The following is a 25,260-nucleotide window of genomic DNA, read 5'->3' as shown; positions in this document are numbered from 1 at the left end:
TTTCAAGAGGATTCTAATAATTTCAAACGAAAATTAAGTGGTAAACGCTTGCTACAGGCAGGAGGTATTATAGGTCCTGCTGAAAAAATCAGATTTGTGTAAGATACATGTTGGAGAAGTGAAGCGGTATTAATATACTGCGAAAGAAGCCAAGGAATTAGCTTGCGTGAAGCTGCCTAGTAAAACCAAATCAAGATGAGGCAAGGTTTTTGGGTTCTAATGCTTGAATTCCCTGCAATTATCATGAGTTCTATTTGTTAAAACACAAAATATTAGTCTGTTTTGTGTTTTTAAGCATACCCTACATAAGCCTTTATGCTATAAAGTGGCGCTTCAATCTATTGATCTTTATTAATATAAACCCTTATCCGATGTCAATAAAAAGTTACATTGAAAACAATCAGGAGAAATTCATCAAAGAACTTTTTGACCTGTTGCGCATTCCTTCCGTGAGTGCAGACCCAAAATTCAAGAATGACGTCTTTGCCGCGGCGGAGTTTGTCAAGGAAAGCCTCGTGAAAGCCGGTGCAGAAAAAGTGGAGCTCTGTCAGACAGCAGGTTATCCCATCGTCTATGGTGAAAAAATCATCGATGCTGCTTTGCCCACCGTCCTGGTATATGGCCACTACGACGTGCAGCCAGCGGATCCTTATGAGCTTTGGGACTCCCCCCCGTTTGAGCCTGTGGTCAAAAAGACACCAAGGCACCCTGAAGGCGCTATTTTTGCCCGCGGATCTGCCGATGACAAAGGACAATTTTACATGCATGTGAAAGCCTTCGAGGCGATGATGGCCGAAAATGCAATGCCCTGTAATGTGAAGTTCATGATCGAAGGCGAAGAGGAAGTGGGTTCTGCCAACCTGGATATCTTCGTCAAGGAAAATAAGGAAAAACTGAAAGCCGATGTGGTATTGGTTTCTGATACGCACATGATTTCTTTGGAGCATCCTTCAGTAACAGTGGGCTTACGGGGTTTGGCGTACATGGAGGTAGAATTGACCGGTCCTAACCGTGACCTCCATTCCGGAACTTATGGGGGAGCTGTGGCTAACCCGATCAACATCCTTTGCAAAATGATTGCCTCCCTACAGGATGAAAATAACCACATCACTATTCCTGGTTTTTACGATAAAGTAGAAGAGTACTCCAAAGCATACAGGGACAATCTGAACAAGGCACCATTTGAACTGGATGCCTATAAAAAAGAACTCGATATTGCCGATGTACATGGGGAAGCCGGATACAGTACCATTGAGCGTGTGGGTATCCGACCAACTCTGGATGTCAACGGTATTTGGGGAGGCTATACCGGTGAGGGGGCAAAAACCGTATTGCCTTCCAAGGCTTATGCAAAAATCTCTATGAGACTGGTTCCGAATCAGGACCATAAAGCTATCGCCAAGCTTTTCGAAGACCATTTCAAAGCTATTGCGCCAAAATCAGTAAAAGTGAAAGTTACCGCGCATCATGGTGGGGCAGCAGCAGTGGTTTCTACCGAAACTCCTGGCTACAGAGCAGCAGACTTAGCCATTCAGGAGGCTTTTGGTAAAAAAGCCATTCCTACCAGAGAAGGCGGCTCCATTCCGATATGTGCCCTCTTCCAACAGGAATTGGGACTGGATCCGATTTTGTTGGGCTTTGGTCTTGATACAGATGCGCTACATTCCCCCAATGAGCATTATGGGGTGAAAAACTACCTGATGGGTATTGAGACCATCGCCCTGTTTTTCAAGCACTTCAAAAGTGAGGGAAGCAAATAAATTGGTGTTTAACTTGGCCATAAAGTCAAAGAATGATTTTATGGCCTTGTTTTCCCTTATGTAATAGGTATTACTGAACTATTTTTCAAAAACTCTCATTATTACTGATTAGTCAAGCTTAACACCGAGATGTCAAAATACTTCAAAACCAGCATCATCTTTTCCTTGTTTGTCCTTCTTTCAAACCTGGCTTTTGCACAGCTTATTGCTCCGCCTAAATGGACCATTCAATTGTCTGAGAAGGAACTGAATGTAGGAGATGAAGTCAAAATTATCTTCAGAGCACAAGTACCTCGGGATTGGTACATATATTCCAATGATTTTGATCCAGATTTGGGGCCGATGCTGACAGAATTGGAATTAAGCCAATCCGAAGGATTTACTTTGGTAGATGGATTGAAAGCCATCAATCCCAAAAAGAAGTACGATGAAATCTGGGAAGGTGAAGTAACCTACTTTGAAGGTACCGGTACCTTCGAACAGACCATCAAGATTACAGGAACAAATATCAGAGCGGAGGGATTCATTGGTTACCAAATGTGTACAGATGTTACAGGACAGTGTATCCCTTTTGAAGAAGATTTCACCTTATCATCACAAGCCAGTCCTGTTGCAAGCAGCAGTCAGGCACAAGTTCCTGAATTAGAGGAGAAAGAAGAAAGCCAAAGCGAAGAAATTACGCCCACTATACATGAGGAAAGTAATGATGATGAAGGGGAAGCATTCTCCGAGAACCAAGAAAGGAGCTATATCAGCATCGATGATGATGAAGAACAGGGAGGATTGATCGGTTTTATGATTATCGCTTTTTTGGCGGGTTTGGCAGCACTCCTTACACCCTGTGTATTCCCGATGATTCCTATGACGGTTACCTTTTTTACAGGAAGAGCCAAATCCAGAATTGGGGGGATTAGAAATGCATCCATTTATGGGTTTTCCATCATTGCTATCTATACCGTGGCAGGGACTGCGGTGGCTTCCATTCAGGGTCCGGAATTTGCCAACTGGCTTTCTACCCATTGGATACCCAATGTATTCTTCTTCCTTGTGTTTATCTTTTTTGCCTTTGCCTTTTTGGGGATGTTTGAATTGACCTTACCCAGCGGACTGGTCAATAAGATGGACGCCAAAGCAGATAAAGGAGGTTTGACAGGAATTTTCTTCATGGCTTTTACTTTGGTATTGGTGTCTTTTTCCTGTACTGGCCCGATTGTGGGATCCATTTTGATCAGTTCGGCTGGTGGCGCTTTACTGAAGCCCATATTGGGCATGTTTTCATTTGCCTTAGCATTTGCCATTCCTTTCACCTTGTTTGCCATTTTCCCGGAATGGCTCAATTCTCTCCCAAAATCAGGAGGCTGGTTGAATTCCGTAAAGGTAGTTTTGGGTTTTTTGGAACTGGCTTTGGCTTTCAAATTTCTTTCTATAGCCGATCAGGTTTACCACTGGGGCATCTTGGATAGGGATATTTACCTCGCGGTTTGGATTGTGATATTCGCATTATTGGGACTTTATCTGCTTGGGAAAATCAAATTACCACATGACTCACCGTTGGACTACATCGGTGTCCCAAGGCTTATGCTCGCTATTACCACCTTTGTTTTTGTAGTGTATTTGATTCCTGGACTATGGGGTGCACCACTAAAAGCATTGAGCGGATACCTTCCCCCCATGGCTACACATGATTTCAATCTTTTCGAAAACCGATATGCGGCCATAGCACCGGAAAATCAGTTGGATGATATTCCAAAATATGCGGATTTGCTTCATTTCCCCCATGGAATACAGGGATATTTCGATTATGATCAGGCCTTGGCTGCGTCGAAAAGGACAGGTAAGCCCTTGTTCATTGATTTCACGGGGCATGGCTGTGTAAATTGTAGGGAGATGGAAGCACGGGTATGGTCGGATCCACAGGTCTTGCAACGTTTGAAAGAAGATTTTGTGATGGTTGCCCTGTATATCGATGAGCGTTATGAGCTACCAGAGTCAGAATGGTATATATCTGAATATGATGGCAAAGAGAAAAAAACCATAGGCAAGCAGAATGCAGATTTTCAGATCACCAGGTTCAATAACAATGCCCAGCCTTATTATGTGATTTTGGATCACAACGAAGAGCTTTTGATCAGACCAAAGGCCTATGATACCAATATTCAAAACTTTGTTAATTTTCTGGAAGCTGCCAAGGAGGAGTTTGCAAGAAGGTAAGTTTAGATAAAGCATTCATCTCACAAGCCTGTTTGCAATAGGCAATGACTTATAACAGGAACCGTCACCCTGACTGAAGCGAAAGCCTGCCCCGATCTTTTCGGGGGGTCTCCCAAAATAGAGGAGATCCTTCTCCCGAATTACTCGGGATCAGGATGACGGCTCGCTAGATGTTATTGCCTTTCTATAAATGCCAAATTTTAAAAACTCAGCATGACGTTTCAATAACTGTCATTTTCATTTCTATAGATGACAAATTTTTAAATTCTCAAATTAACACCTAAAATGTCTGTCAAAACCTGTTAAGAACTAGAAATCATTTGACATTCCGGATTACATATCCTGCAAGGCTTTCAACAAAAACATCTGGTTTTTAGCCCGATGAAGGTTTTGCTCTTCGTAGTGGATGCTGTAATAGATATTTCCATTCAGGTAGTCTGTTAAAAAGCGAAAGCCCATAATACAGGTCATCATTTGGCCGCCATAAGGCAAAGACTGCATTTCATCTTGGGTAAAAACACCCTCTCCTACTTCCTGAAAACCTCTTATCAAAGCCTCATATTTTGTTTTATCTACTTTAATAGCATCCCAATTTTTGGAAGATTCACCTTCTGTACAAGCGACAGTACGGACCAAATCTCCAAAATCATAATATACATATCCAGCCATTATCGTATCCAAGTCAATTACTGCATTGACTTTTGAAAAATCAGGAGCATAAATCAGGTTATTGATTTTGGTATCGCTATGTGTCATACGCAATGGAAGCTTGGTTTTCCAAGTCACATACTCTTGGACCAAAACTTTTTGCTTGAGATAAAAATCAACCAATTCCTTAACTTCTCCCTGAATTGGCCTGAGTGTACTCTTTATTGCGGCTAATAATTGTTCATAGCGTAAGGGTAGGTCATGAAAGCCAGGTATAGTTTCCTGAAAAGCAGAAGCAGGAATATGCATACCTGCCAGAATGAATTGGGCAAAAGCCTTGGCTGCCAAATAGGCTTGATAAGAGCCGCTTACTTCATTCACACATTTCCCAGATACAAAGGGAGATATTCTGAAATAATTTTCATCAATTAATGAAAATAACTTTCCCTGCTTATTCGGTATAGGAAGCGGCAAAATAAAAGGAAGTTCACCTTGATTGATTTCCTTGATGAGCACTTCATGGTTATGGGAAATGCGTTCTGGGTATTTAAAAACCTGTTGATTAAACTGCTGAAGAATCCATTTTTCATCCTCCAAATCAACCAAATAAGTTTTGTGTATATGGCCATCTCCAAAAAGACTGACCTGTTGCTGCTTTATTTGAAGCAGATAAAGCTTGTTTATCTCATCTATCCAAAAAAGTCTTTGCATGGGCAAAATGAATTTTGTTCTAAAGCTAATATATTCCATCTTCAATAAAATAAATTTCACTTTAGATCATGGGTACGATACTTTTAATTCGAATTTTTTAGGTTTTGGAATTCCTGATTTTCTATTTACATTAGAAAAATTTATTGAACAAGTGTTTCTCTATAAATAAAAAAATTTAAAAACTCCACCTAGAATTTAACCCAAAGCACCTATGAACATCTCCTTAATCGATTGGGCCATCATTTTAGCCTTCTTTATGATTTCCATGTTGATTGGGGTATTAACCTCGAGAAAAGCAGGTTCATCAGCCAAGGAATTCTTTCTTTCAGGAAGAAATATGCCCTGGTGGTTATTGGGTGTTTCCATGGTGGCTACCACTTTTTCTGCAGATACCCCCAATCTGGTTACGGATATTGTCAGAAAAGATGGCGTTTCGGGCAACTGGGTTTGGTGGGCTTTTCTATTGACAGGAATGCTGACCGTGTTTGTCTATGCAAAATTATGGAGAAGGTCTGAGGTGACGACAGATCTTGAATTTTATGAATTGAGGTATGGGGGTAAACCGGCCGCATTCTTGCGGGCCTTCCGTGCGATTTACTTGGGTGTATTTTTTAATGTGGTCATTATGGCGACTGTATCCTTGGCAGCTATTAAAATAGGAGGAGTCATGCTGGGTCTTGCACCTTGGGAAACTTTATTGTTGGCTTCAGTTGTAACCGTAATTTACAGTTCACTTGGAGGTTTAAAGGGAGTCTTATTGACAGATTTCTTCCAGTTTTTCATTGCCATGGCGGGAGCAATTGGAGCGGCGATTTATGTTTTGGACATGCCGGAAATTGGCTCTTTAGAGAATTTATTAAATCATCCAAATGTTTCCGACAAACTCAATATATTGCCTGATTTTAACGATTGGAATTTGGTTATCCCTTTATTGATCATGCCATTGGCTATCCAATGGTGGGCCACTTGGTATCCGGGAGCAGAGCCAGGAGGAGGGGGCTATATCGCCCAGAGGATGCTTTCTGCCAAAGATGAAAAAAATGCCATGGGCGCCACCTTGTTTTTCAATATAACACATTATGCAGTTAGGCCTTGGCCATGGATCATTATCGCCTTGTCATCGCTCGTAATATTTCCCCAGGTATCTGATATGCAGGAAGCATTTCCGCATATTCCTGTTGATAAGTTGGGAAATGACCTTGCTTATTCTGCCATGTTGACTTTCTTACCAACAGGCCTTATAGGCATAGTTTTGGCTTCTTTGATAGCAGCGGTAATGTCTACACTGTCCACCCATTTGAACTGGGGATCATCTTATGTTGTCAATGATTTCTATCTACGATTTGTCCGGCCTGAGGCCTCAGAAAAGGAGTTGGTTGCAGTCGGTCGGATTTCTACAGTTTCTTTGATGGTTCTTGCGGCTGTACTGGCATTGGCACTTTCTTCTGCTTTGGAGGCATTCAATATTCTCTTACAAATTGGGGCAGGTACAGGCTTGATCTTTATCCTAAGATGGTTTTGGTGGAGGATCAATGCCTACACCGAAATTGCTGCCATGATTATTTCTTTTTTGGTAGCGATTTTCTTTGAAAGCATCAATCCAAGAATAGGCATAATTGATATTCCTGAAAGCCAGCAATATCTTAAATTATTGTATGGTGTAGGCGTTACCACATTGTGTTGGGTTTTGGTAACAATTTTTACCAGGCCTGAAAAAGATGAAATACTACTGTCTTTTTACAGAAAGGTAAGACCCGCTGCTTTCGGTTGGAAAAACCTGTTGAATAAATACCCTGAAGAAGAGCAGGAGCAAGGTCAGTTGCCTATGGAAATTGGCTTAATGCTGACTGGATCCGTAATGGTGTATTCCGCTTTATTTGCAGTCGGTTTCTGGATTTATGGCAATATACCTTCAGCCAGTATTGCTACAATAGTTACTATTATTGGAGGGGCAATAATTATCAAAAATTGGAAAAGGATGAAGTTTTCGTGATTTTGAAGTAGCCCGGCATGTGATTTCTATTTTTTAAACTCCAGGGTATTGATCAGGTGGGCCATATCCACTTTGATATACTCTATTGCTGGAGCAAGAGAATCATTTTTCATGGCGGTTTCAAAATATAGGGCGCCGCGGAGAAAATTTCTTGTTGAATCGGTCACAAAGAACTGAAACTGTGTCGGGACTTCTCCTGTAAGTTCTGCCACGACACCTGTATATCCTTTCGGTGTCAAGAGTACAGATTCCTCTATTCCATAGGCTTTGACCTGATGTTTGGCAGTAAGGTTGACAGCATCATTCACGACAGTTTTGATATCTTTCCCTTTGGTATCCAGTTCCAGGTAAGTGAAATGTACCTTTCCTCCTAATTTTTGATAATTCAGATTAATCCATGCCTTTTGCTCTAAATTGAATGAGTCTGCTTCCACTAAAGCATGTACAGAATGCTCAAAAGTATATGGGCGTCCATTTTCAAGTTCGGTAAAGGATCTTTCAGGAAGATCAATTCTATTGTAACCCATTGGTTTGGGTAAGTAGTCACCTGCACAGCCGGCAAAAATCAACAATAGAGGGATAATCAGATTAAAGTTTCTCGACATGATTCCAAATTTATCAAAATCGTTTGATATGAGGCCAGTTCATCGGATATTTATATAATAAACAAAAATCATAATAAGATGAAAAATTTAAAGAATTTGCTGACCCTTAGCTTAAGTTTTATGCTTTTGTTAGGAGTTCAAGCTTTTGTGAATGCGCAGACAACTATAGAAGAGTTTGCAGCAAAATGGGAAAACAGCAAGCAGTTTACACTGGAAGTAGTGGATAAAATGCCAGATGATTTGATGAATTACAAGCCTCATGAGTCCGCCATGAGTTTTGCAGAGCAAATCATACACCTTTCTTCAGCAGCTGCAGGGATTAGCCAAAGGTTTCTAAATGGAGCAGATCCAGGCTTTGATCTTGGAGCCAAGCCTTCCACTAAGGCAGATATGAAGGCTTTTGTGACATCGTGTTTTGATTATGCCAAAGCTAGTGTTGGTGCATTATCCGCTGAACAATTAGCAGAAAGTGTAGAAATATTTGGAAGCACGGGCACGCGTAGACAGGTTGTGGCTTTGATTGATGATCACACCACACACCACAGAGGTGCTGCTATTGCGTATATCAGGGCCAATGGTATCGAACCGCCCAGATTTAGAGCAATGTAAAAAAGAATTGGCAAGGAGAATAAATTAATTTTCTATTCGTCCTTGTATGCCCGGTTTCCAGGAAAATCTGACTAAAAATGAGATTGGGATGTAAAATTGCGGTTTCCCGCAGTTTTACATCCCAATCTCAAAATTCTGTAATTCCAAAGATTGTGCTTGAAGAGATCGTTCTTTAAATTCCCGATCAGTCAGCTCCCGCATCCAATGCAATCAAAATGGCTGTCCATAGGCTTCACACCTTTGAGCTGCATTTCAAGGTTGTGAATCCGATCACGGGTGTCCATATCTTGAAACATATCTCCCGTTAGGCCTGCTTTTAATTTTTCAATTTCCTGTTCGATAGCTGATTTTTGTTCTACTGTCATTTTCAAATGGTTTAGTGGTTAGCAAGTCTGAATATAAAAAAGTTCTTTGAAGTTTTTATGCTTCTGGCTTTCAAGGGCATAATTTTTTTGGTAAATAAATCCCAATAAAAACAAGGCCTACCTTTCAAAGTATTATTTTCGGACTTGAATCTTTATGGAATCAAAAAGTCGTATTATGGATAATAGCAATATAAAACAACTTATAGCTTTAAGGAAACACATTCACCAGTATCCAGAGCTTTCTGGTGAAGAAGAGGAAACGGCCAAAAGGATACTGGATTTTTTTGCACCTTTAAAGCCAGACCAAACCATCAAAGGACTAGGAGGTACTGGTCTCGCTTTTGTTTTTGAAGGAAAAGAAAGGGGGCCTATTTCATTGTTCAGATGTGAACTTGATGGTCTCCCCATTTTAGAAGAAGGTGCTATTCCTCATGCGAGTAAAATCAAGGGGAAGTCCCATGTGTGTGGGCATGATGGGCATATGGCCATCATTTCTGGCTTGGGCTTGGAGCTTTCACAAAACCGCCCCTTAAAGGGTAAAGTGGTTTTACTTTTTCAGCCTGCTGAAGAAACCGGAGAAGGGGCAAATGCAGTCATTAAAGACCCGAAATTTAAGGAAATCAAACCTGATTTTGCTTTTGCACTACATAATTTACCTACTTACCAATTCAAACAGATTATCATAAAAAAAGGGCCTTTTGCTGCTGCTTCATCAGGGATGATAATAAGATTTAAGGGGAGAAATAGCCACTCTGCTCACCCGGAGGCGGGCAAATCACCAGCAGAAGCCATGGCAAAGACCATTGTGGCACTAGAAAAACTTCCTGATGCTATGAAAAAATTCACCTTGATAACGGTAATACATGCCCAATTAGGTGAAATTGCATTTGGAACCACCCCAGGAGAGGCCACTGTAAGGGCTACGCTACGTGCTTATGAAAATGAAACCAGGGATCTTTTAGTAGCTTATGCAGAAAAGCTATGTACGCGTATTGCAAAGGAGTATGGATTACAGGTAACCTTTGAATATACAGAGGTTTTTGCTGCCACACATAATGATCCAGATGCTTGGGAACTTGGAAATCAGGCAGCTAAAAATTTAGGACTGAAAACCAAACACATACGCATCCCTTTCCGATGGTCAGAGGATTTTGGTTTGTTTTCCAGCTATACCAAAACCTTACTATTTGGGCTGGGCTCTGGCAAAAAACAGCCGCAGCTCCATGAACCCAATTTTGACTTTCCGGATGAACTGATCCCGACTGGCGTTGACATGTTCAAGGAGATCATACAGCAAGTACATTATTAATTATTATTAAACCCTCAATGGACTAGCACCTCATAATTCCCCATGAAGGTTTTATTCATGCCAAGTTTGCACCAAGTCCGGAATTATACTATTTCTTATTAAGATCTGTCCGGAGATTCAGATAGCTTCTATTGTGTCAATGATTACCTGAGCATCAATAAATTGAATAGGTTTAATACCCTTATTTTATTACCAAAAATCCTCCCTGAGGTGCTACGAAAACTGACTCACAGTTATCGAACGATCCTAACATGAAGCCATTTCCAGGGAATTGAGGTAAAATCTCAAATTCTCCTGCTTTGATTATATACTCCTCCCAACTTTCAGTATGGTCCCTTAATCTCATAATGACTTGGTCTTCCGATGTATTATTAAAGAAAAGATAATAATTGAACATGGGGAATAATCTTTCCCATTCCCTCGGTAAGGTTTCACAGGCTACAGGAATCATAGGGCTTAGACCTAAGGATTTTAAATAGGAATTCCAATCAATATTTTCTTCTCCTTTTAATTTTTTTATTTCAGCCATCATACCAGCTCTCAAGGCAGTTAAGGCAGTGATGTGGGATATTTGGTTTCCGAATTTTTTACGATAAAGTACAAGACGGTTTTTGTAGAAAGGGTCATTGAGATAGTATTGGGTTCTTTTTATCAGATGCTCCCTATCTGTACCAGAGAACCACTCAAAGTTCTGGGCCATGTATTGATCATTCCAGTTGGACAACTGATTCATCTCTTCAACAGCATAATCAAGGTCATTTAACCTAGATTTGTAATTTTTAATCAGCTTGAATAACTGATTGTAAGCGGGGCTAAAATCCCGCTCTTTTTGAAGTATTGTCAGGATGTTTTCATCATTTAGCCAAGTATATTGGGTTCCAGGAGTCATGAGCTCTGTCAGCATCCTATTTCTCGTAAAACTTTCCTCTGTAATCCTAGCCTGGATGACAGCTTCCATCAATGAGTCCTGACTGTAAACCCTGCTTGCAAACCTCTTCATTAAAAACTGATTGTTCATCAATCCTTTCTCTAAATCAGTTACTAACCTGAAGTTTTCATTTTCAGACTTTCTCTCAGAATTAAGGTTGTTCAGATAAAGTGCGATTAGAATCCCAATAACAACCAGGAAAATCTCTCCAACAGCATATAATATATACCGTTTCACCTTCTTATCCTTCAAAAACTTCTTTCTGATATTTCTAAATATCCTTGGCATAATTGGATACAATATAAAGAAACTGGGATACTTTATTTAAGACTTAGAAATTTTCCCTAAGGCATCCACCAACCTATCCAAATCAGAAATTTTTGTATAAACATGTGGAGAAACCCGCACACATTGAATATTTTCTAACGAAATGGATGTTGTATGGATCTTGAATTGCTGCATAAGTACATCACTAAGTTCCCCAGGAGTCTTTCCTTCTAAGGAAACACCGGCAAGGGCACAGCTGTATTCCGATTTGAAAGAAGTATGTATCTTGATGCCAGGGATTTGCATGGTCCTTTCTGCCCAATAGTTTTTCAGATACCTGATCCTTTCTTCTTTTCTTTTTGTCCCTATGGCATTGTGAAAGTTCAATGCCTCCCCAATGCCCTGTTCTATTGGGAAACTCCTGGTACCGAGATTCTCAAACTTTCTGATATCGTTACTTAAAGGATCTCCTGCACAGGTCAAAGGCCAAATTTTCGATATTTTATCTTTTTTTACCCAAAGCATACCACTACCTATCGGGGCTGATAGGTATTTATGAAGACTTGTACCGAAATAATCTCCTTCCAGGTCCGGAATTTTAAAGTCTAAAAGACCATAGGAATGGGCACCGTCTATGATGACTTCTAATCCATATTCATGGGCCATACGGGCAATTTTTTTTACTGGCATGATCTGTCCATTCCAATTGATGACATGCGTAAGGTGCATGATTTTAGTCTTTGGCGTAATCGCACTTCTGTAAGCATCCACTATTTCCTCATCGTTTTCAATGGGAAAATTAAAAGTCAATTGTTTATATACAATCCCTTCTCTTTGTGCCCTTTGTTTCCAAGCCTGCATCATATTGGGATAATCCTGGGTGCTTCCTATCACTTCATCTCCCTGCTTTAAATCCAAGCCATAGATAATAGTTACGAGTGCCTCTGTAGCATTTCTGTTAATGGCTATTTCTTCCGCATCACTTCCTGCTAAATTGGCCAAAGCATCTCTAAGATTTTCCCTACCCTGATCTAATATTCTCCACATGTAATAAGAAGGACCTTGATTGCTCAGTTCATTGAAACGTGCTACTGCTTGCTGCACCACGATGGGGCTTGGGGAGACCCCTCCATTGTTGAGGATGACCACGGGTGAGCTGCTGGCAGAATAACCCTGTTGAATAACCGCCCAATAATCTTCATTTTTTGCCAGTTCCTTGGCAGACCAGTTTTTAAACTGGATTGAAATATCGTTCCATTCATCAGCATGGACCTGGTTAAACAGGCTATCGATAGAGAAGGCACTTAATAAAGCACCTGATTTTTTAAAAAATGAACGGCGGTGGATAGGATTATTCATGGTCAATGCAAATTTTGAAATCTTAATTTGCAAAAAATCAGGTAATAAAAAAAGGAGCCTGTTACAGCTCCTTTTATTGGAATATTATAGAGAATTATTTTCCTTGTTGTCCGATAGCAATCATGGCGCACCTGAACCCTATATGGTTGGTGGCAGAATCCTGATGCATAAATCTTCTTGTTCCTGGAGCTAACCAATAGGTTACATCTCTCCATGAGCCTCCCTTATAAACCCTAAACTCATCAGAAATCAGGGTAGTGCCATATGTATCTGCTTCATCAAAAATACCATCCTTTCTCAATGGGTTGAGGTCATCAAAATCTTCATACGAAAGTGGTCTATACACATCATTCACCCATTCATTGACATTACCGGACATATTGTAAAGCCCAAAGTCATTTGGAGGATAATCATAAACGTTAGCTGGAATAATATCTCCATCATTGGATACAGAACCTGCAATACCGGCATAATCACCACGTCCTCTTTTAAAGTTCGCTAAGAAATCACCTTGCCGACCTTTTCTTTTGATATTGTATGGATTTCTAACTCCCCTGCCATCCCAAGGGTAAATTCTACCTGATTCTTGGTTTTCATCCATGTATTGTGTACCAATCATCGCTTTTGCAGCATATTCCCACTCAGCTTCAGAAGGAAGTCTGTATTCCGGCAAGCTGACCCCTCTTTCTATCAATTGGTTTTTGTTGAGGGCGGAATCAATTTTATTTTTTTCCCGCATTAAGTCACTTACGTATTCTGTTCTCCACTTGGAATAAGCAGTAGCCTGAGCCCAAGTCACTCCTACAACAGGATAAAAATTAAATCCTGGAAAGCGGTAGTAATAAGTGTCATAAACATCATTGTAAGAAAGCGACCCAGCCCATACCTTTTCAGAAGGCTCCAGTTTTTTGACTGAATCTGCACTGACATTCTTTCTCATGTTAAAAATAAACTCCCGGTAGTCGTTGTTTGAAATTTCAGTTTCATCCATATAGAAAGAGGCAATTGTCACTGTTCTTTCTATATTATCTCTGAATGCCATAACATCTTGCTCCTGGGAACCCAAAACGGCTCTACCACCTTGAATATACTTAAGGTTGGGGCCAACAATTTGCTTGGCCAACTTGGTAACCCTGAAGCTGGTGGTATCCTTGTCGTTAAAACTAAAAGATGCTCCGGTGGTAGGGCTAGCTTTTCCCGGCTTTGCCGCGGTACGCCTTCCATAACCGGACTGATTACTACAGGATGAAAGGATGGCTCCGCCAACAATCAGCAATGAAGCTGCGATCAATCCTAATTTTCCTTTTCCAAAAACCATTGAACAATTTTGTTTTTTGTATACGATTAAAACGCTAATATATAAGCAATAATATCTATTTTCCAATAAAATTTTTTAGCCATCTTTTTCCAAAATAGCCTTAATGCACGGATATCCAGCAAATACTACAAATTTGTTTAAAGGAAAAGCAATTATCGCGCCATTAATTTTTTTAAAATTTTTACGATTTTTTTATATCCTCAAGCCACTTTTTGGCGGTTTGTATACTTTTTACACCGAAGATGTTAAGGATCAACCTTCCTTTAATCTCTTTAATTTTGCAGTTTTTTGGTTGTGTTTGGATATAACGAAGAATCCTTCCAAATGTGTCAGACTTGTAGTAACTTTCTTTAGAAGAGGGAACAAAATAACATTTCATCTGCTCATTTTTTAGCGCCAGCTTCTCAAAACCCAGCTGTTCTGCCAACCACCTCAACCTGACAGTTTCAAAGAGGTCATTGACCACATCAGGAATCGGCCCGAATCTGTCTTCTACTGATGCTGCATATTGCTGAAGTTCCTCTTCTTTTTTGATATTGTCCAATTTGGAATAAAGGTTCAGTCTTTCCGAGATGTTTGACACATAACTTTCAGGAATCAAGAGTTCAAAATCGGTTTCTATCACACAGTCTTGCACCAAAACTTCCACTTTTTCCTTTAAGTCAACTTCAAACAGGGCTGCAAAATCATTTTCTTTTAATTCCTGAACGGCCTCATCCAATATTTTATGATACATATCAAACCCAAGGTCTGTGATAAAACCACTCTGTTCAGCGCCCAGAAGGTTTCCTGCACCACGAATATCCAAATCCCGCATGGCTACCTTGAAACCATCTCCCAGATCTGAAAACTCTTCTAGGGTCTGAAGTCTTTTCCTTGCTTCTGGGGTGAGGCCTGAAGTAGGGGTGGTCAATAAATAGCAAAATGCTTTTTTATTGCTTCTTCCTACCCTGCCACGCATTTGGTGAAGGTCACTTAAGCCGAACATATGTGCCCGGTTTATGATGATGGTGTTGGCATTGGGAATATCCAGTCCAGATTCAATGATATTGGTGGAAACCAATACATCATATTCTCCTTCAATGAATTTGACCATGATTTTTTCCAGCTTTTTCCCATCCATTTGCCCATGGGCACCTGCCACCCGTGCATCAGGAACCAGCCGCATGATCAGGTTGGCAATGGCATAAATTTCCCCCACCCTGTTGTGTACAAAGAATACCTGTCCCCCTCTTCTCAATTCATAGGCTACCGCATCCCGGATGACTTCCTCATTGAAGGTGTGAATTTCAGTTGTGACAGGCTGTCGGTTAGGTGGAGGCGTAGCAATAACTGACAAGTCCCTTGCTCCCATCAAGGAAAAATGCAGGGTTCTGGGAATAGGAGTAGCAGTCAATGTCAATACATCTACATTCACTTTTAACTCTTTCAGTTTTTCTTTGACTTTTACCCCAAACTTTTGTTCTTCGTCAATGACAAGTAGCCCAAGGTCTTTGAATTTGATATCCTTATTGACAATTCTATGGGTGCCTACCAAAATGTCGATTTCTCCAGAGCTGACCTGTTTGGTAATTTCCTTGATTTCTTTGGCAGTCCTAAAACGGTTGATGTATTCTACTTTAACCGGGAAATCCCCCAATCTTTCTTTAAATGTACGGTAATGTTGCATAGCTAGGATCGTAGTAGGTACAAGAATAGCTACTTGTTTCCGGTCATTCAAGGCCTTGAAAGCGGCTCTTATGGCCACTTCTGTTTTTCCGAAGCCCACATCACCGCATATCAATCTGTCCATTGGATAAGGTTTTTCCAGATCGGCTTTGACATCGGCTGTTGCACTTGCCTGATCAGGAGTATCTTCAAAGACAAAGGAACTTTCCAGTTCTACCTGAAGAACTGAATCTCTGGAAAACGCAAAACCCGGAGCATTCCTTCTTTTGGCATAGAGGGAGATGAGTTCTTTGGCAATGTCTTTGACTTTTCCTTTTACTTTTTTCTTTTTGTTTTCCCATTCTGGAGAGCCCAGTTTTGACATAGAAGGCGCAGTGCCTTCCTGACCGGAGTACTTGGAGATTTTATGTAATGAATGGATGTTGACATATAAAAGATCATCGTCCCGGAAGACCAATCTGACGGCTTCCTGCATTTTACCACTTACATCTACTTTTTCCAGTCCGGCAAACCTTCCAACACCATAATCAACATGTACCACATAGTCACCCGGGTTTAGGGTCTTGAGTTCCCTAAGTGTCAAGGCTTTGCTTTTACTTGCTTTTTGTTTGGTTTTATATCGGTGAAAACGTTCAAAAATTTGATGGTCTGTGTAACAGGCCAACTCCAGATTTCTATCTACAAAGCCTTCTCTCAAGCCGATTAGCATGGACTGAACTTTTAAAGTGGGATCCAGTTCATGGAAAATATTTTCAAGTCGACTAATCTGTTTCTCACTTTCAGAACAAATGATATTTATCCAACCATTTTTTTCATTGGCAACCAAATTTTCTACCAATAGCTCAAAATTCTTATTGAATGAAGGTTGGGGCTGGGAGTCAAATGTGAAAATCTTGGCATTTTTGAAATAAAATTTATGGCCAAATTCAATTTGGATAAAGGATTCGATTTTTTCTTTAAACTTTTCTGCATTGTCAAACAAATCACTGGGTTTGATCAATAACCTTTCGTTTTCGGTAGTTTTTAATATTTGATGAAATTGTTTTTCTGCCTTTAGATAACATGTATCCAAACTGTCCATTGTAAACTGAAAATCTTTATACCACACATGGGTGTTTTCTGGCAGAAATTCGAGAAAAGATTGTCTAACCTCCTGCAATAGCTTGGTCTGCACATTGGGGATAATACTGATCTGATCTATAGGTTCCACAGAAAGCTGGGACTCTGGATCGAAAGTCCTGATACTTTCTATTTCTTTTCCAAAAAGTTCCAATCGAAAGGGAAGGTCATTGGCATAAGAAAATATATCCACAATACCCCCACGAATAGAAAATTGTCCCGGTTCATAAACAAAGTCTGTTTTTTCAAAATCATAAGTGGCAAGCAGCTCTGCGATAAATTCCAAATCTACTTTTTCTCCCACCTGAGCTTTGAAAGTATTTTCTATTAATGCCCTTTTGTTGATGACTTTTTCGTAAAGGGCCTCTCCATAGGAGACAATGATCAGTTTGGATTTTTCCCGCGCAAGAATTTTGTTGAGAATTTCTGCCCGCATCAGAATATTGGCGTTTTCTACTTCATCGTATTGATAAGGCCTTTTATAAGAAGAAGGAAAGAGTAATATTTCATGGCTGGGAGAAAGCAGTTCCTGAAGGTCATAACTTAGATAGGCAGCCTCCTCTTTGTCTTGTGCTATAATGAGATGGTAATTGTCCAATTGTTTGAAAACCGTACTGAAAAGTACAGTATCCAAGCTTCCTGACAAGCCTTTTACCTGGAATTTACTTGAATCTTTGTCTTGTAAGTTTTCTGCCAGATTTCTGACAAAGGGATCGTTTTCGTAAAGGGATAAGAAACTGGATTTGTCCAAAATATAGATGAATGTGTTTTGATGCGTAAAGGTAGGAAAATGATTTTGTTTCCTTGGTTTGGTGCTAAATCGAAAATGTATTTAAAAATGCTGAACCTAGAGCGTATTAAAATGTTTAATGAGTGAAGGAAATATGTTTTATGGAAAACCCCAAAGAAACCTGGTTTCAAAAAATTGAAAATATGCACCCCTACCAGACCCTCATGTACCTAGGGATGTTTGGAAGTGGATTGATTTTTCTGTTTATGACTGTGGCCTTTCTGGCTTCAGCTACAGGTAATACAGAAGGTATGGGATTCAAAATGCCGAAGTCATTTATAATAAGTACCTTTGTGATAATAATAAGTGGCTATACAGTATCAAAGATGCTTTTACATTATAAGGAAGAATCCCTTTTTAAGCTGAAAAACAGCCTGTTGTCCACTTTTTTACTGGGTATAGTTTTTACAATATTACAGATCCTAGGTTGGAAGGAATTGACTCTAATTGGTATTGATTTCCAAGGATTACCCAGTGGTAGTTTTTTATATGTTTTGAGTGGTATCCATATCTTTCACCTGTTGGGAGCGATGGTTTTTGCACTTATTATGGTGGCAAAATATAATAAGACACAAAAGGATGAAATAAAACATTTGTTACTACTTACCAATCCTTACGAAAAAATGAAAATTCAACTTTTTACCACCTATTGGCATTTTATGGATGTAATTTGGTTATTGCTTTTTATGACATTTGTTCTAACCTTCTAAGGATTCATTCGTAAATTTAATTTTGAAAAAAATTTATAGCTTAAATACGTATACATGTCAGATAATAAATATGAGATAAATATTGATCCAGATTGGTTCAGGAAATACGCATTGCGGATTGTTGGAGGCTTTGTGTTATTGGCGGCTCTTGTGACAGGCATCAAGACCGTTGGACCGGAAGAGGAAGGGGTAGTGGTGCAACTGGGCAAATATAATCGAACAGTGCAACCTGGTCTTAGCTTTATTATTCCTTTTGGATTTGAATCTATGTACAAGATCCCTGTACAGCGGCAGCTCAAACAAGAATTTGGTTTCAGGACCAGATCTGCCGGGACCCAAACAGAATATGCGAAGAGTTCCTATGGAGACGAGAGCATGATGCTGACGGGAGATCTGAACTTGAGTGATGTGGAATGGGTAGTTCAATATAGAATTGTTGATTCCTACCGTTATCTTTTTCGGGTAAGAAACGCAGAAAAAACTTTGAGGGATATGTCAGAGGCTGCGATGAGAAAGATCGTTGGAGACAGGACGGTAAATGAAGTATTGACGGTTGGAAGACAGGAAGTAGCCACTTCAGTAGAAGTCTTGCTACAAGAAATGTGTGATGAATATGAAAACGGTATTCGAATTGACCAAGTAGTTCTACAGGATGTAAATCCACCAGAACCGGTCAAACCTTCCTTTAATGCAGTAAATGAAGCCCAGCAGGAAAGAGAAACTTTGATCAATCAGGCAGAAGCTGAATACAACCGTGTCATCCCCAGAGCCAGAGGTGAAGCAGAAGAAACCATACAATTGGCAGAAGCCTATGCGCTTAATAGGGTCAATAGGTCCAAAGGAGAAGCAGAAAGGTTCAACGCCCTATTTGAATCATATGTAAAAGCTCCTGAGGTAACCAAACAGAGGATTTATTTGGAGACTATGGAAAAAGTATTGCCCAAAATCGGCAATAAAATTATTGTAGATGAGAAAGGTAATAATGTTCTTCCATTGTTAAATATTGACAAAGTAAAAAGCAATACACCATGAAAGCGAAAAGCACTATATTGATTATTATCGGAGTCGTAGCGGCTCTGCTATTGCTCAACGGCGTATATATTTTGGATGAGACCAAGCAGGCCATAGTGACCCAATTCGGGAGGCCAGTAGGAGAGCCCCGTACAGAACCAGGATTAAATTTTAAAGTCCCATTTCTTCATAAAGTTCAATTTTTTGATAAAAGGTATCTTGAGTGGGATGGGGATAAAAACCAAGTGCCTACCAAGGACAAGAAGTTTATATTCGTAGATTCTTATGCCCGTTGGGAAATTACCAATCCTCTACAGTTTTTTATACGATTGAGGGATGAACGTTCTGCGCAATCCAGGTTAGATGATATTCTTGATGGAGAAACCCGTAATGCGGTAGCCAGTCATGATCTTTTGGACTTGGTACGGTCTTCCAACAGAGACCCTGAGGTTACGGAGGATTTCATGGAAGAAATAGAAATTCTGGAAGACATCTCTGTAGGTAGACCCATGATAGAAAAAATCATTTTAGAAAAGGCCAATGAGAGAACGGCTGACCTGGGAGTTAGGATATTGGATTTTAGGTTCAAAAGGATGAATTATGTAGACGAAGTAAGGGACAGGGTTTATGATAGGATGATCTCAGAAAGGCTGAGGATTGCGGATCAGTTCAGATCTGAAGGCCAGGGAGAAGCACGAATCATTGAAGGTAATAAAGAAAGAGATTTGGCTCAAATTCAATCCGAGGCTTTCAAAATGGCCGAAGAAATCAAAGGTAGGGCAGATGCTGAGGCTACCGATATTTATGCTTCAGCTTACAATCGTAATAGGCAGGCCATAGACCTCTATAAATTTGTAAGAACCATGGAGAGCTTTGAAAAATCAATGGATGAAAATACCAGTTTGATACTCTCATCAGACAGCGAATTTTTCAAGTACCTGCGAAAGTTGAATTGATTTGCCAGGAATTGCAGCAAAAAATAAAAAAGCGGTGGAATTGTCCACCGCTTTTTTACATTTTTGCGGAATAGTTAGGGGCTTCTCTTGTGATACTTACATCATGAGGATGAGATTCTTTTACTCCAGCTGCTGTGATCTTTACAAACTTTCCATCGCGCTGTAGGTCTTCTATGGTTTTGGTTCCGCAGTAACCCATCCCCGCCTGTAATCCACCTACCAATTGATAGAGTACTTCTGAAACCAGGCCTTTATAAGCAACTCTGCCTACAATGCCTTCCGGGACCAGTTTTTTGATATTATCCTCTGCATCTTGGAAATACCTGTCTTTCGAGCCGGACTCCATGGCTTCTAGAGAGCCCATGCCACGGTATGTTTTGAATTTTCTACCTTCGAAAATCAGCATTTCTCCAGGTGCTTCTTCAGTACCGGCAAGTAGAGATCCGATCATGATTGAACCGGCTCCTGCCGCAATTGCTTTGACCAGGTCACCTGAGTAGCGGATACCACCATCTGCAATTACCTGTACTTCTCTTTCTTTTAGGGCTTCTGCACATTCAAATACCGCAGAAAGCTGGGGAACGCCAACTCCTGCAATTACGCGCGTGGTACAAATAGAACCAGGCCCTACACCCACTTTGACCGCATCTGCACCTGCATCGGCCAATGCCAATGCCGCTTCAGGAGTGGCAATATTGCCAACAATCACATCCAGATCAGGAAAGGCATCTTTAATTTTCTTGCATGCTTCTATCACTCCTTTGGAATGTCCATGAGCTGTGTCAATAGATACTACATCTACTCCTGCATTTTTAAGGGCTTCCACCCTTTCTACTAAATCTGCTGTTACACCCACAGCTGCACCCACACGCAACCTGCCATATTCGTCTTTACAGGCATGCGGCTTGTCACGGCGTTTGAGGATATCTTTATAGGTAATCAAACCTGTAAGCTTATTGTCCTCATCCACAATCGGGAGTTTTTCAATTTTAAACTCTTGAAGAACCTCTTCTGCCTGCTCCAAGGTAATCCCTGCTTTGGCAGTAATGAGGTTTTCTTTGGTCATAATCTCTTTGATATCTCTGTTGAGATCCTTGATAAATCTTAGGTCACGATTGGTGATTATACCCATCAGGGTTCTGTCTTTATCCACTACGGGAATACCTCCAATATGATATTCACTCATGATTTTCTCAGCATCACGTACCTTAGCATCTATGTTTAAGGTAATGGGATCCAAGATCATTCCTGATTGGGATCGTTTCACTTTCCTTACTTGGGCGGCCTGTTTTTCTACAGGCATATTTTTATGGATAAAGCCCAAACCACCCTCCAAAGCCATGGCAATTGCCAATTCGGCCTCTGTAACAGTATCCATTGCAGCGGATACCAGAGGAATGTTCAATCTAATGTTTTTAGTAAGTTTTGTTGAAGTATTTGTGTCGCGCGGAAGGACTTCTGAGTACCCTGGGACAAGAAGCACGTCATCGTAGGTGAGCGCTTCAAAGAGGAATTTATCTGAGTTTCTGTTCATGGCAAATAATGGTTATAGGTAACCCTATTTGCCCGTCAAATATACAAACATTTTCCTTTGTCAATCAAACCCGTTTCAAAATTAATTTCAGTTTTTTTGAAGATTCATAGCGCATAACGAATTTTATTCGGCTGTGTAATATTAAAATATCGGGGTCCAAAGTGTGCTTGATGCCAAGATAAGGTAGAGAATTGAAAACATAAGGACTAATGTTGGTTGATCCTTTGCAAAAAACCAAGCAAACAAAGGGATGGCCTGTAAAGCATGAAGTCCAATGAAATGAAAGATTCTTAGGTCAATATAGCCTTTTGCCCAATTAAGAAAGAATATGCCTTCCTGACCATCTGCCGCTCCCAGTGTATGGCCTAGATTGGCCGCCATCATATATCCCTGAAGACTGGCTACGCAGAAAATGGTCATCCCCCAGATCAGTCCTGATCGATAACCTCTAGGCAGGTCGATGTTTTTTCTGATGAGCAATAATGCCCAGAACACCATTAGGGTATTGATAAATATGGCAATCCCCATGATATTGAAAAGTGTAAGGTTGAAGGCAGAGCTGATATTGAAATGAGACATTTCTCCTCTTGCAGCCTGGCCTATGATGATGACTTGCTCCACAGTCATCATTAGAACTATGGTCCACTGGATTTTTTTAACCTTGCTCAGGTCAGAGATGTAAACTAAAAACCAGGCCATTGTCCAAGAGAAAGTGCCAATAGATAGGGCAAATTTCATGGGTTTGTGCCAAAGATTGGCTCCCATCAAGATGTGATCATGCCAAAAAGAGAGAACCATTAAAATGAGAAATGCCGTGAAATTCAAGAGGCCAAATAAGCCTAATACCTTGTTTCTTTTAAAGATTTCACGGATGATTTTCTTCAATGGTAGGGACTTTGATTCAGTGTCTTAGTCTTGATGCCTCTTACTACAAAATAGATCAACAATCCAACAGGGCCCATCATAAAGGTAAACAGCAAGCATGGGAAAACTGCCCATCTGCTGATATCCTTTTCCCAAGCATCTTTGGCAATCCACATGCCTACAAACAAGTCAAAAGCCAAATAATGTATCCATCCAGCCAAAAGGGCCTCGTCAGATTGGAAAATGTCCCTTACTTTGGACAAACTGTCAAAGTTGAAATCTTCCGGGCTCCCAAAGGCATAAAAAATATAATATAAATAGGTTAACCCAAGCAGGATCAAAGTCCCTGAGAATAAAGTCTGGTAAATCCATTTCCTTGGATAAAAAATGAAAAGGGCAATCCAAGAAAAGATAGCCAGCAGACTGGCCATACTGAATACTGCTTCTAAAGTTGTCATAGTTCTTTGTGCTAGAGTTGATAGAAATTTAAGCAAAAATTTTTCTATAAGTCTACAAAACAGGAGAAAATCGGAGAACCACTCCTACTGGGCTTTCCTTTTCAATTTGGCAATGTAAAATCCGTCAAAGCCGCTTTCCTGTGCCAGCACTTTTTGGTCTTCTAAGAGTTCAAAATCTTTTCCTTTTTCAGAGGCCATGAATTTTTCGATCTGAAATTGGTTTTCTGAAGGCAAAATACTACAGGTGGCGTAGACCAAAATACCCCCTGGCTTTACCATGGAAGCGTAATTCTGAAGGATATCCTGTTGGATTTTTTGTACCTTCTCTATGGATTCGGGGCTAAGTTTCCATTTGGTGTCGGGATTTCTCTTTAGAACACCAAGTCCGGAACAGGGTACATCCAACAATACACGGTCGGCTGATTCTTTCAGCCTTTTAATGGTTTTGTTACCTTCGATCACTCGGGGTTCAATGATGCTTACCCCATTTCTCCTGGCTCTCAATTTGGCATTTTGAAGCTTCCAGCCTTCCACATCCAAGGACAGAATGCGGCCTTTGTTTTCCATAAGGGCTGCCAAATGCAAAGATTTTCCGCCCGCACCGGCACAGGCATCAATTACCCGCATGCCCGGTTCTACATCAAGGGCGGTTGCCACCAATTGGGAAGAGGCATCCTGTACTTCAAAGAGTCCTTCTTTGAAGGCTGGGTTTTTGAAAATATTCTGTCTTTTGGCTAAAACCAAGGCGTCTTTATAACCTTTTGGGGCATAGGTCTCTATACCGTCTTGTGCCAACCTGTTCATCAGGTCCTCTCTGGAAATCTTGAGGGTATTTACCCGCAATACGACAGCTGCCTGTTGATTCAGCGTGTCGATTTCCTGATCCCACTTATCACCAAGGAGCTCGGCTCCCATTTGATCCAGCCAATCCGGAATGGATTGTTTCAGTGCGCGAATATCCTTCACTTGTTCAAGTTTAGCCTTGATTTTTTTTGGATCCAGGCCCTTGAATTCCCGCCACTCTGGTAATTTATTTCCCTGAAGTATCCAATAGGTACCAAACAAATGATAAAGGTCTTTACTTGGGCTTACTTCATTGATTAGTCTCCACCAGCGTACCATCTCATAAATCGTTTCGGCTACAAAACCCCTGTCCCTTGCTCCCCATTTGGGATTGGATTTGAGGGTTTTTTCTATGACCTTATCAGCATAGCGGTTCTGATTGAAGATTTCATCAATGGCCTTTACGACTCCTTTGACTGTGTTGGGAAATAATTTCATGCCGCAAAGATAGGTATTCCTTTCCTCTTTGAGGTGTATAATGGGCAATTTGGGAATCCTTTCTTATTTTTGGACATGGGACAGAAGAAATGCCCTCATTGTGGGGAATGGTCCAGTTGGACCACCAATATGAATGATGTTTGTGACCAATGCGGTAAACCCTTGGGAGGAAGAGACTTGGAATACCACGAAATCCGGGAAAGAGATAAACAGGCCAATAAGGAGCAGTGGATTTTCAATATTCGTGAAGATGATTCCGAATTGATGAAAATGCTCAAAAAAGTGGGGAATTTCTTTTATACAGTTTATATGGCCATTCTGACTTTTCTGGCCTGGTTGATTGCCGCTTTGCCCGGATAAGATGCGCGTACTGCAAAATCCCCTGTTTTTGATTGCATGCCTTTTGTTTTGGTTCAATCAATACCTGGAAAAGGTAAAGGGTATATTCATCCCCTTTGTCCATGCCTATCTGGATGACCTGCTGGCCATGCCTGTCGTTTTGGGTATTAGCCTGCAGGTATTCCAATGGATCCATCCCTTAAAATCGGGGTTTAGGTTTACTAAAGTGCAGGTAATGGTAGGTTGGCTCTACTTTAGTCTGCTCTTTGAAGTCCTGCTGCCCAAATGGTCAGCAAAATATGTAGCCGATCCTTGGGATATACTGGCCTACGGCATTGGGGCAGTTATTTTTTACCGGTTTATCAATAAATGAGTCAATGATGATCACACTAAGGCAATTATTTTCCAAGTATACAACCCAATTGTCCTCCCTCTACTCCGCCCATG

Annotated in this window: 21 protein-coding genes; 10 read left to right on the top strand and 11 right to left on the bottom strand. The window is 40.6% G+C overall.

The window, feature by feature from the left end; translation table 11 throughout:
* The first annotated feature begins 371 nt into the window (after window positions 1–371).
* Entirely contained in the window at window positions 372–1,760 is a 1,389-nt protein-coding gene (locus tag QZT73_RS00730; protein ID WP_291785023.1) for a dipeptidase, read from the top strand.
* A 129-nt stretch (window positions 1,761–1,889) separates the two neighbouring features.
* The gene (locus tag QZT73_RS00725; protein ID WP_291785021.1) at window positions 1,890–3,971 is read left to right on the top strand and encodes a thioredoxin family protein; all 2,082 of its coding nucleotides are present in this window, start codon (window positions 1,890–1,892) and stop codon (window positions 3,969–3,971) included.
* Between the two features lie 333 nt (window positions 3,972–4,304).
* Here QZT73_RS00725 and QZT73_RS00720 read toward each other — a convergent pair whose 3' ends face one another.
* A complete protein-coding gene (locus QZT73_RS00720; RefSeq protein ID WP_291785019.1) occupies window positions 4,305–5,330 on the bottom strand; it encodes a phosphotransferase in 1,026 nt (341 codons plus the stop codon).
* Window positions 5,331–5,541: 211 nt separating this feature from the next.
* Between QZT73_RS00720 and QZT73_RS00715 the strand changes: the two genes are divergently transcribed.
* Window positions 5,542–7,323: a sodium:solute symporter family protein gene (locus QZT73_RS00715; RefSeq protein WP_291785017.1), complete on the top strand. Its 1,782-nt coding sequence runs from the start codon at window positions 5,542–5,544 to the stop codon at window positions 7,321–7,323.
* A gap of 26 nt (window positions 7,324–7,349) precedes the next feature.
* On the opposite strand, the gene gldD is transcribed toward QZT73_RS00715, so the two are convergent.
* On the bottom strand, window positions 7,350–7,928 hold the full coding sequence (gene gldD / locus QZT73_RS00710) for a gliding motility lipoprotein GldD (protein WP_291786120.1): 579 nt from the start codon (window positions 7,926–7,928) through the stop codon (window positions 7,350–7,352).
* Window positions 7,929–8,006: 78 nt separating this feature from the next.
* Here gldD and QZT73_RS00705 point away from each other — a divergent pair, with 78 nt between their 5' ends.
* Entirely contained in the window at window positions 8,007–8,537 is a 531-nt protein-coding gene (locus QZT73_RS00705) for a DinB family protein (RefSeq protein WP_291785014.1), read from the top strand.
* A 188-nt stretch (window positions 8,538–8,725) separates the two neighbouring features.
* Here QZT73_RS00705 and QZT73_RS00700 read toward each other — a convergent pair whose 3' ends face one another.
* On the bottom strand, window positions 8,726–8,902 hold the full coding sequence (locus QZT73_RS00700) for a hypothetical protein (RefSeq protein ID WP_291785012.1): 177 nt from the start codon (window positions 8,900–8,902) through the stop codon (window positions 8,726–8,728).
* 175 nt (window positions 8,903–9,077) lie between these two features.
* Here QZT73_RS00700 and QZT73_RS00695 point away from each other — a divergent pair, with 175 nt between their 5' ends.
* Complete coding sequence (locus QZT73_RS00695; protein ID WP_291785010.1) at window positions 9,078–10,211, top strand: amidohydrolase; 1,134 nt, start codon at window positions 9,078–9,080, stop codon at window positions 10,209–10,211.
* Window positions 10,212–10,392: 181 nt separating this feature from the next.
* On the opposite strand, the gene QZT73_RS00690 is transcribed toward QZT73_RS00695, so the two are convergent.
* From QZT73_RS00690 to mfd, 4 genes are all read right to left on the bottom strand, one after another.
* The gene (locus QZT73_RS00690; RefSeq protein ID WP_291785008.1) at window positions 10,393–11,427 is read right to left on the bottom strand and encodes a hypothetical protein; all 1,035 of its coding nucleotides are present in this window, start codon (window positions 11,425–11,427) and stop codon (window positions 10,393–10,395) included.
* A gap of 36 nt (window positions 11,428–11,463) precedes the next feature.
* Window positions 11,464–12,765, bottom strand: coding sequence for an aminotransferase class V-fold PLP-dependent enzyme (locus tag QZT73_RS00685; RefSeq protein WP_291786118.1), 1,302 nt, complete (start codon window positions 12,763–12,765; stop codon window positions 11,464–11,466).
* A gap of 94 nt (window positions 12,766–12,859) precedes the next feature.
* Window positions 12,860–14,083, bottom strand: a complete 1,224-nt coding sequence (gene gldJ, locus QZT73_RS00680; RefSeq protein ID WP_291785004.1) for a gliding motility lipoprotein GldJ — start codon at window positions 14,081–14,083, stop codon at window positions 12,860–12,862.
* Between the two features lie 181 nt (window positions 14,084–14,264).
* On the bottom strand, window positions 14,265–17,621 hold the full coding sequence (mfd, locus tag QZT73_RS00675) for a transcription-repair coupling factor (protein ID WP_291786116.1): 3,357 nt from the start codon (window positions 17,619–17,621) through the stop codon (window positions 14,265–14,267).
* A 140-nt stretch (window positions 17,622–17,761) separates the two neighbouring features.
* Between mfd and QZT73_RS00670 the strand changes: the two genes are divergently transcribed.
* Genes QZT73_RS00670 through hflC form a run of 3 tightly spaced genes read left to right on the top strand, consistent with a single transcriptional unit; the run spans window position 17,762 to window position 20,337 of the window.
* The gene (locus tag QZT73_RS00670; RefSeq protein WP_291785259.1) at window positions 17,762–18,370 is read left to right on the top strand and encodes a cytochrome c oxidase subunit 3; all 609 of its coding nucleotides are present in this window, start codon (window positions 17,762–17,764) and stop codon (window positions 18,368–18,370) included.
* Between the two features lie 54 nt (window positions 18,371–18,424).
* The gene (gene hflK, locus QZT73_RS00665; RefSeq protein WP_291786114.1) at window positions 18,425–19,402 is read left to right on the top strand and encodes an FtsH protease activity modulator HflK; all 978 of its coding nucleotides are present in this window, start codon (window positions 18,425–18,427) and stop codon (window positions 19,400–19,402) included.
* Entirely contained in the window at window positions 19,399–20,337 is a 939-nt protein-coding gene (hflC, locus tag QZT73_RS00660) for a protease modulator HflC (protein WP_291785255.1), read from the top strand. The genes hflK and hflC overlap by 4 nt, the downstream gene beginning before the upstream one ends.
* Before the next feature lie 55 nt (window positions 20,338–20,392).
* On the opposite strand, the gene guaB is transcribed toward hflC, so the two are convergent.
* The 4 genes from guaB to QZT73_RS00640 form a co-directional block, all read right to left on the bottom strand.
* Window positions 20,393–21,871, bottom strand: coding sequence for an IMP dehydrogenase (guaB, locus tag QZT73_RS00655; RefSeq protein ID WP_291785253.1), 1,479 nt, complete (start codon window positions 21,869–21,871; stop codon window positions 20,393–20,395).
* Window positions 21,872–22,012: 141 nt separating this feature from the next.
* Window positions 22,013–22,756, bottom strand: coding sequence for a hypothetical protein (locus tag QZT73_RS00650; protein ID WP_291785250.1), 744 nt, complete (start codon window positions 22,754–22,756; stop codon window positions 22,013–22,015).
* Window positions 22,753–23,193 (bottom strand): ABA4-like family protein, encoded by a 441-nt coding sequence (locus QZT73_RS00645; RefSeq protein ID WP_291785247.1) that lies wholly within the window; start codon window positions 23,191–23,193, stop codon window positions 22,753–22,755. The genes QZT73_RS00650 and QZT73_RS00645 overlap by 4 nt, the downstream gene beginning before the upstream one ends.
* 84 nt (window positions 23,194–23,277) lie before the next feature.
* Window positions 23,278–24,474: a methyltransferase domain-containing protein gene (locus tag QZT73_RS00640; RefSeq protein ID WP_291785244.1), complete on the bottom strand. Its 1,197-nt coding sequence runs from the start codon at window positions 24,472–24,474 to the stop codon at window positions 23,278–23,280.
* A 75-nt stretch (window positions 24,475–24,549) separates the two neighbouring features.
* Between QZT73_RS00640 and QZT73_RS00635 the strand changes: the two genes are divergently transcribed.
* Window positions 24,550–24,834: a hypothetical protein gene (locus tag QZT73_RS00635; RefSeq protein ID WP_291785242.1), complete on the top strand. Its 285-nt coding sequence runs from the start codon at window positions 24,550–24,552 to the stop codon at window positions 24,832–24,834.
* A gap of 1 nt (window position 24,835) precedes the next feature.
* The gene (locus QZT73_RS00630; protein ID WP_291786112.1) at window positions 24,836–25,186 is read left to right on the top strand and encodes a magnesium citrate secondary transporter; all 351 of its coding nucleotides are present in this window, start codon (window positions 24,836–24,838) and stop codon (window positions 25,184–25,186) included.
* Window positions 25,187–25,260: the final 74 nt, after the last annotated feature.

Source organism: Cecembia sp. (assembly GCF_007126775.1).
Classification (GTDB): Bacteria; Bacteroidota; Bacteroidia; order Cytophagales; family Cyclobacteriaceae; genus Cecembia.
Note: the sequence above shows the minus strand (reverse complement) of the source record. Positions and strands in the feature narration are given on the sequence as shown.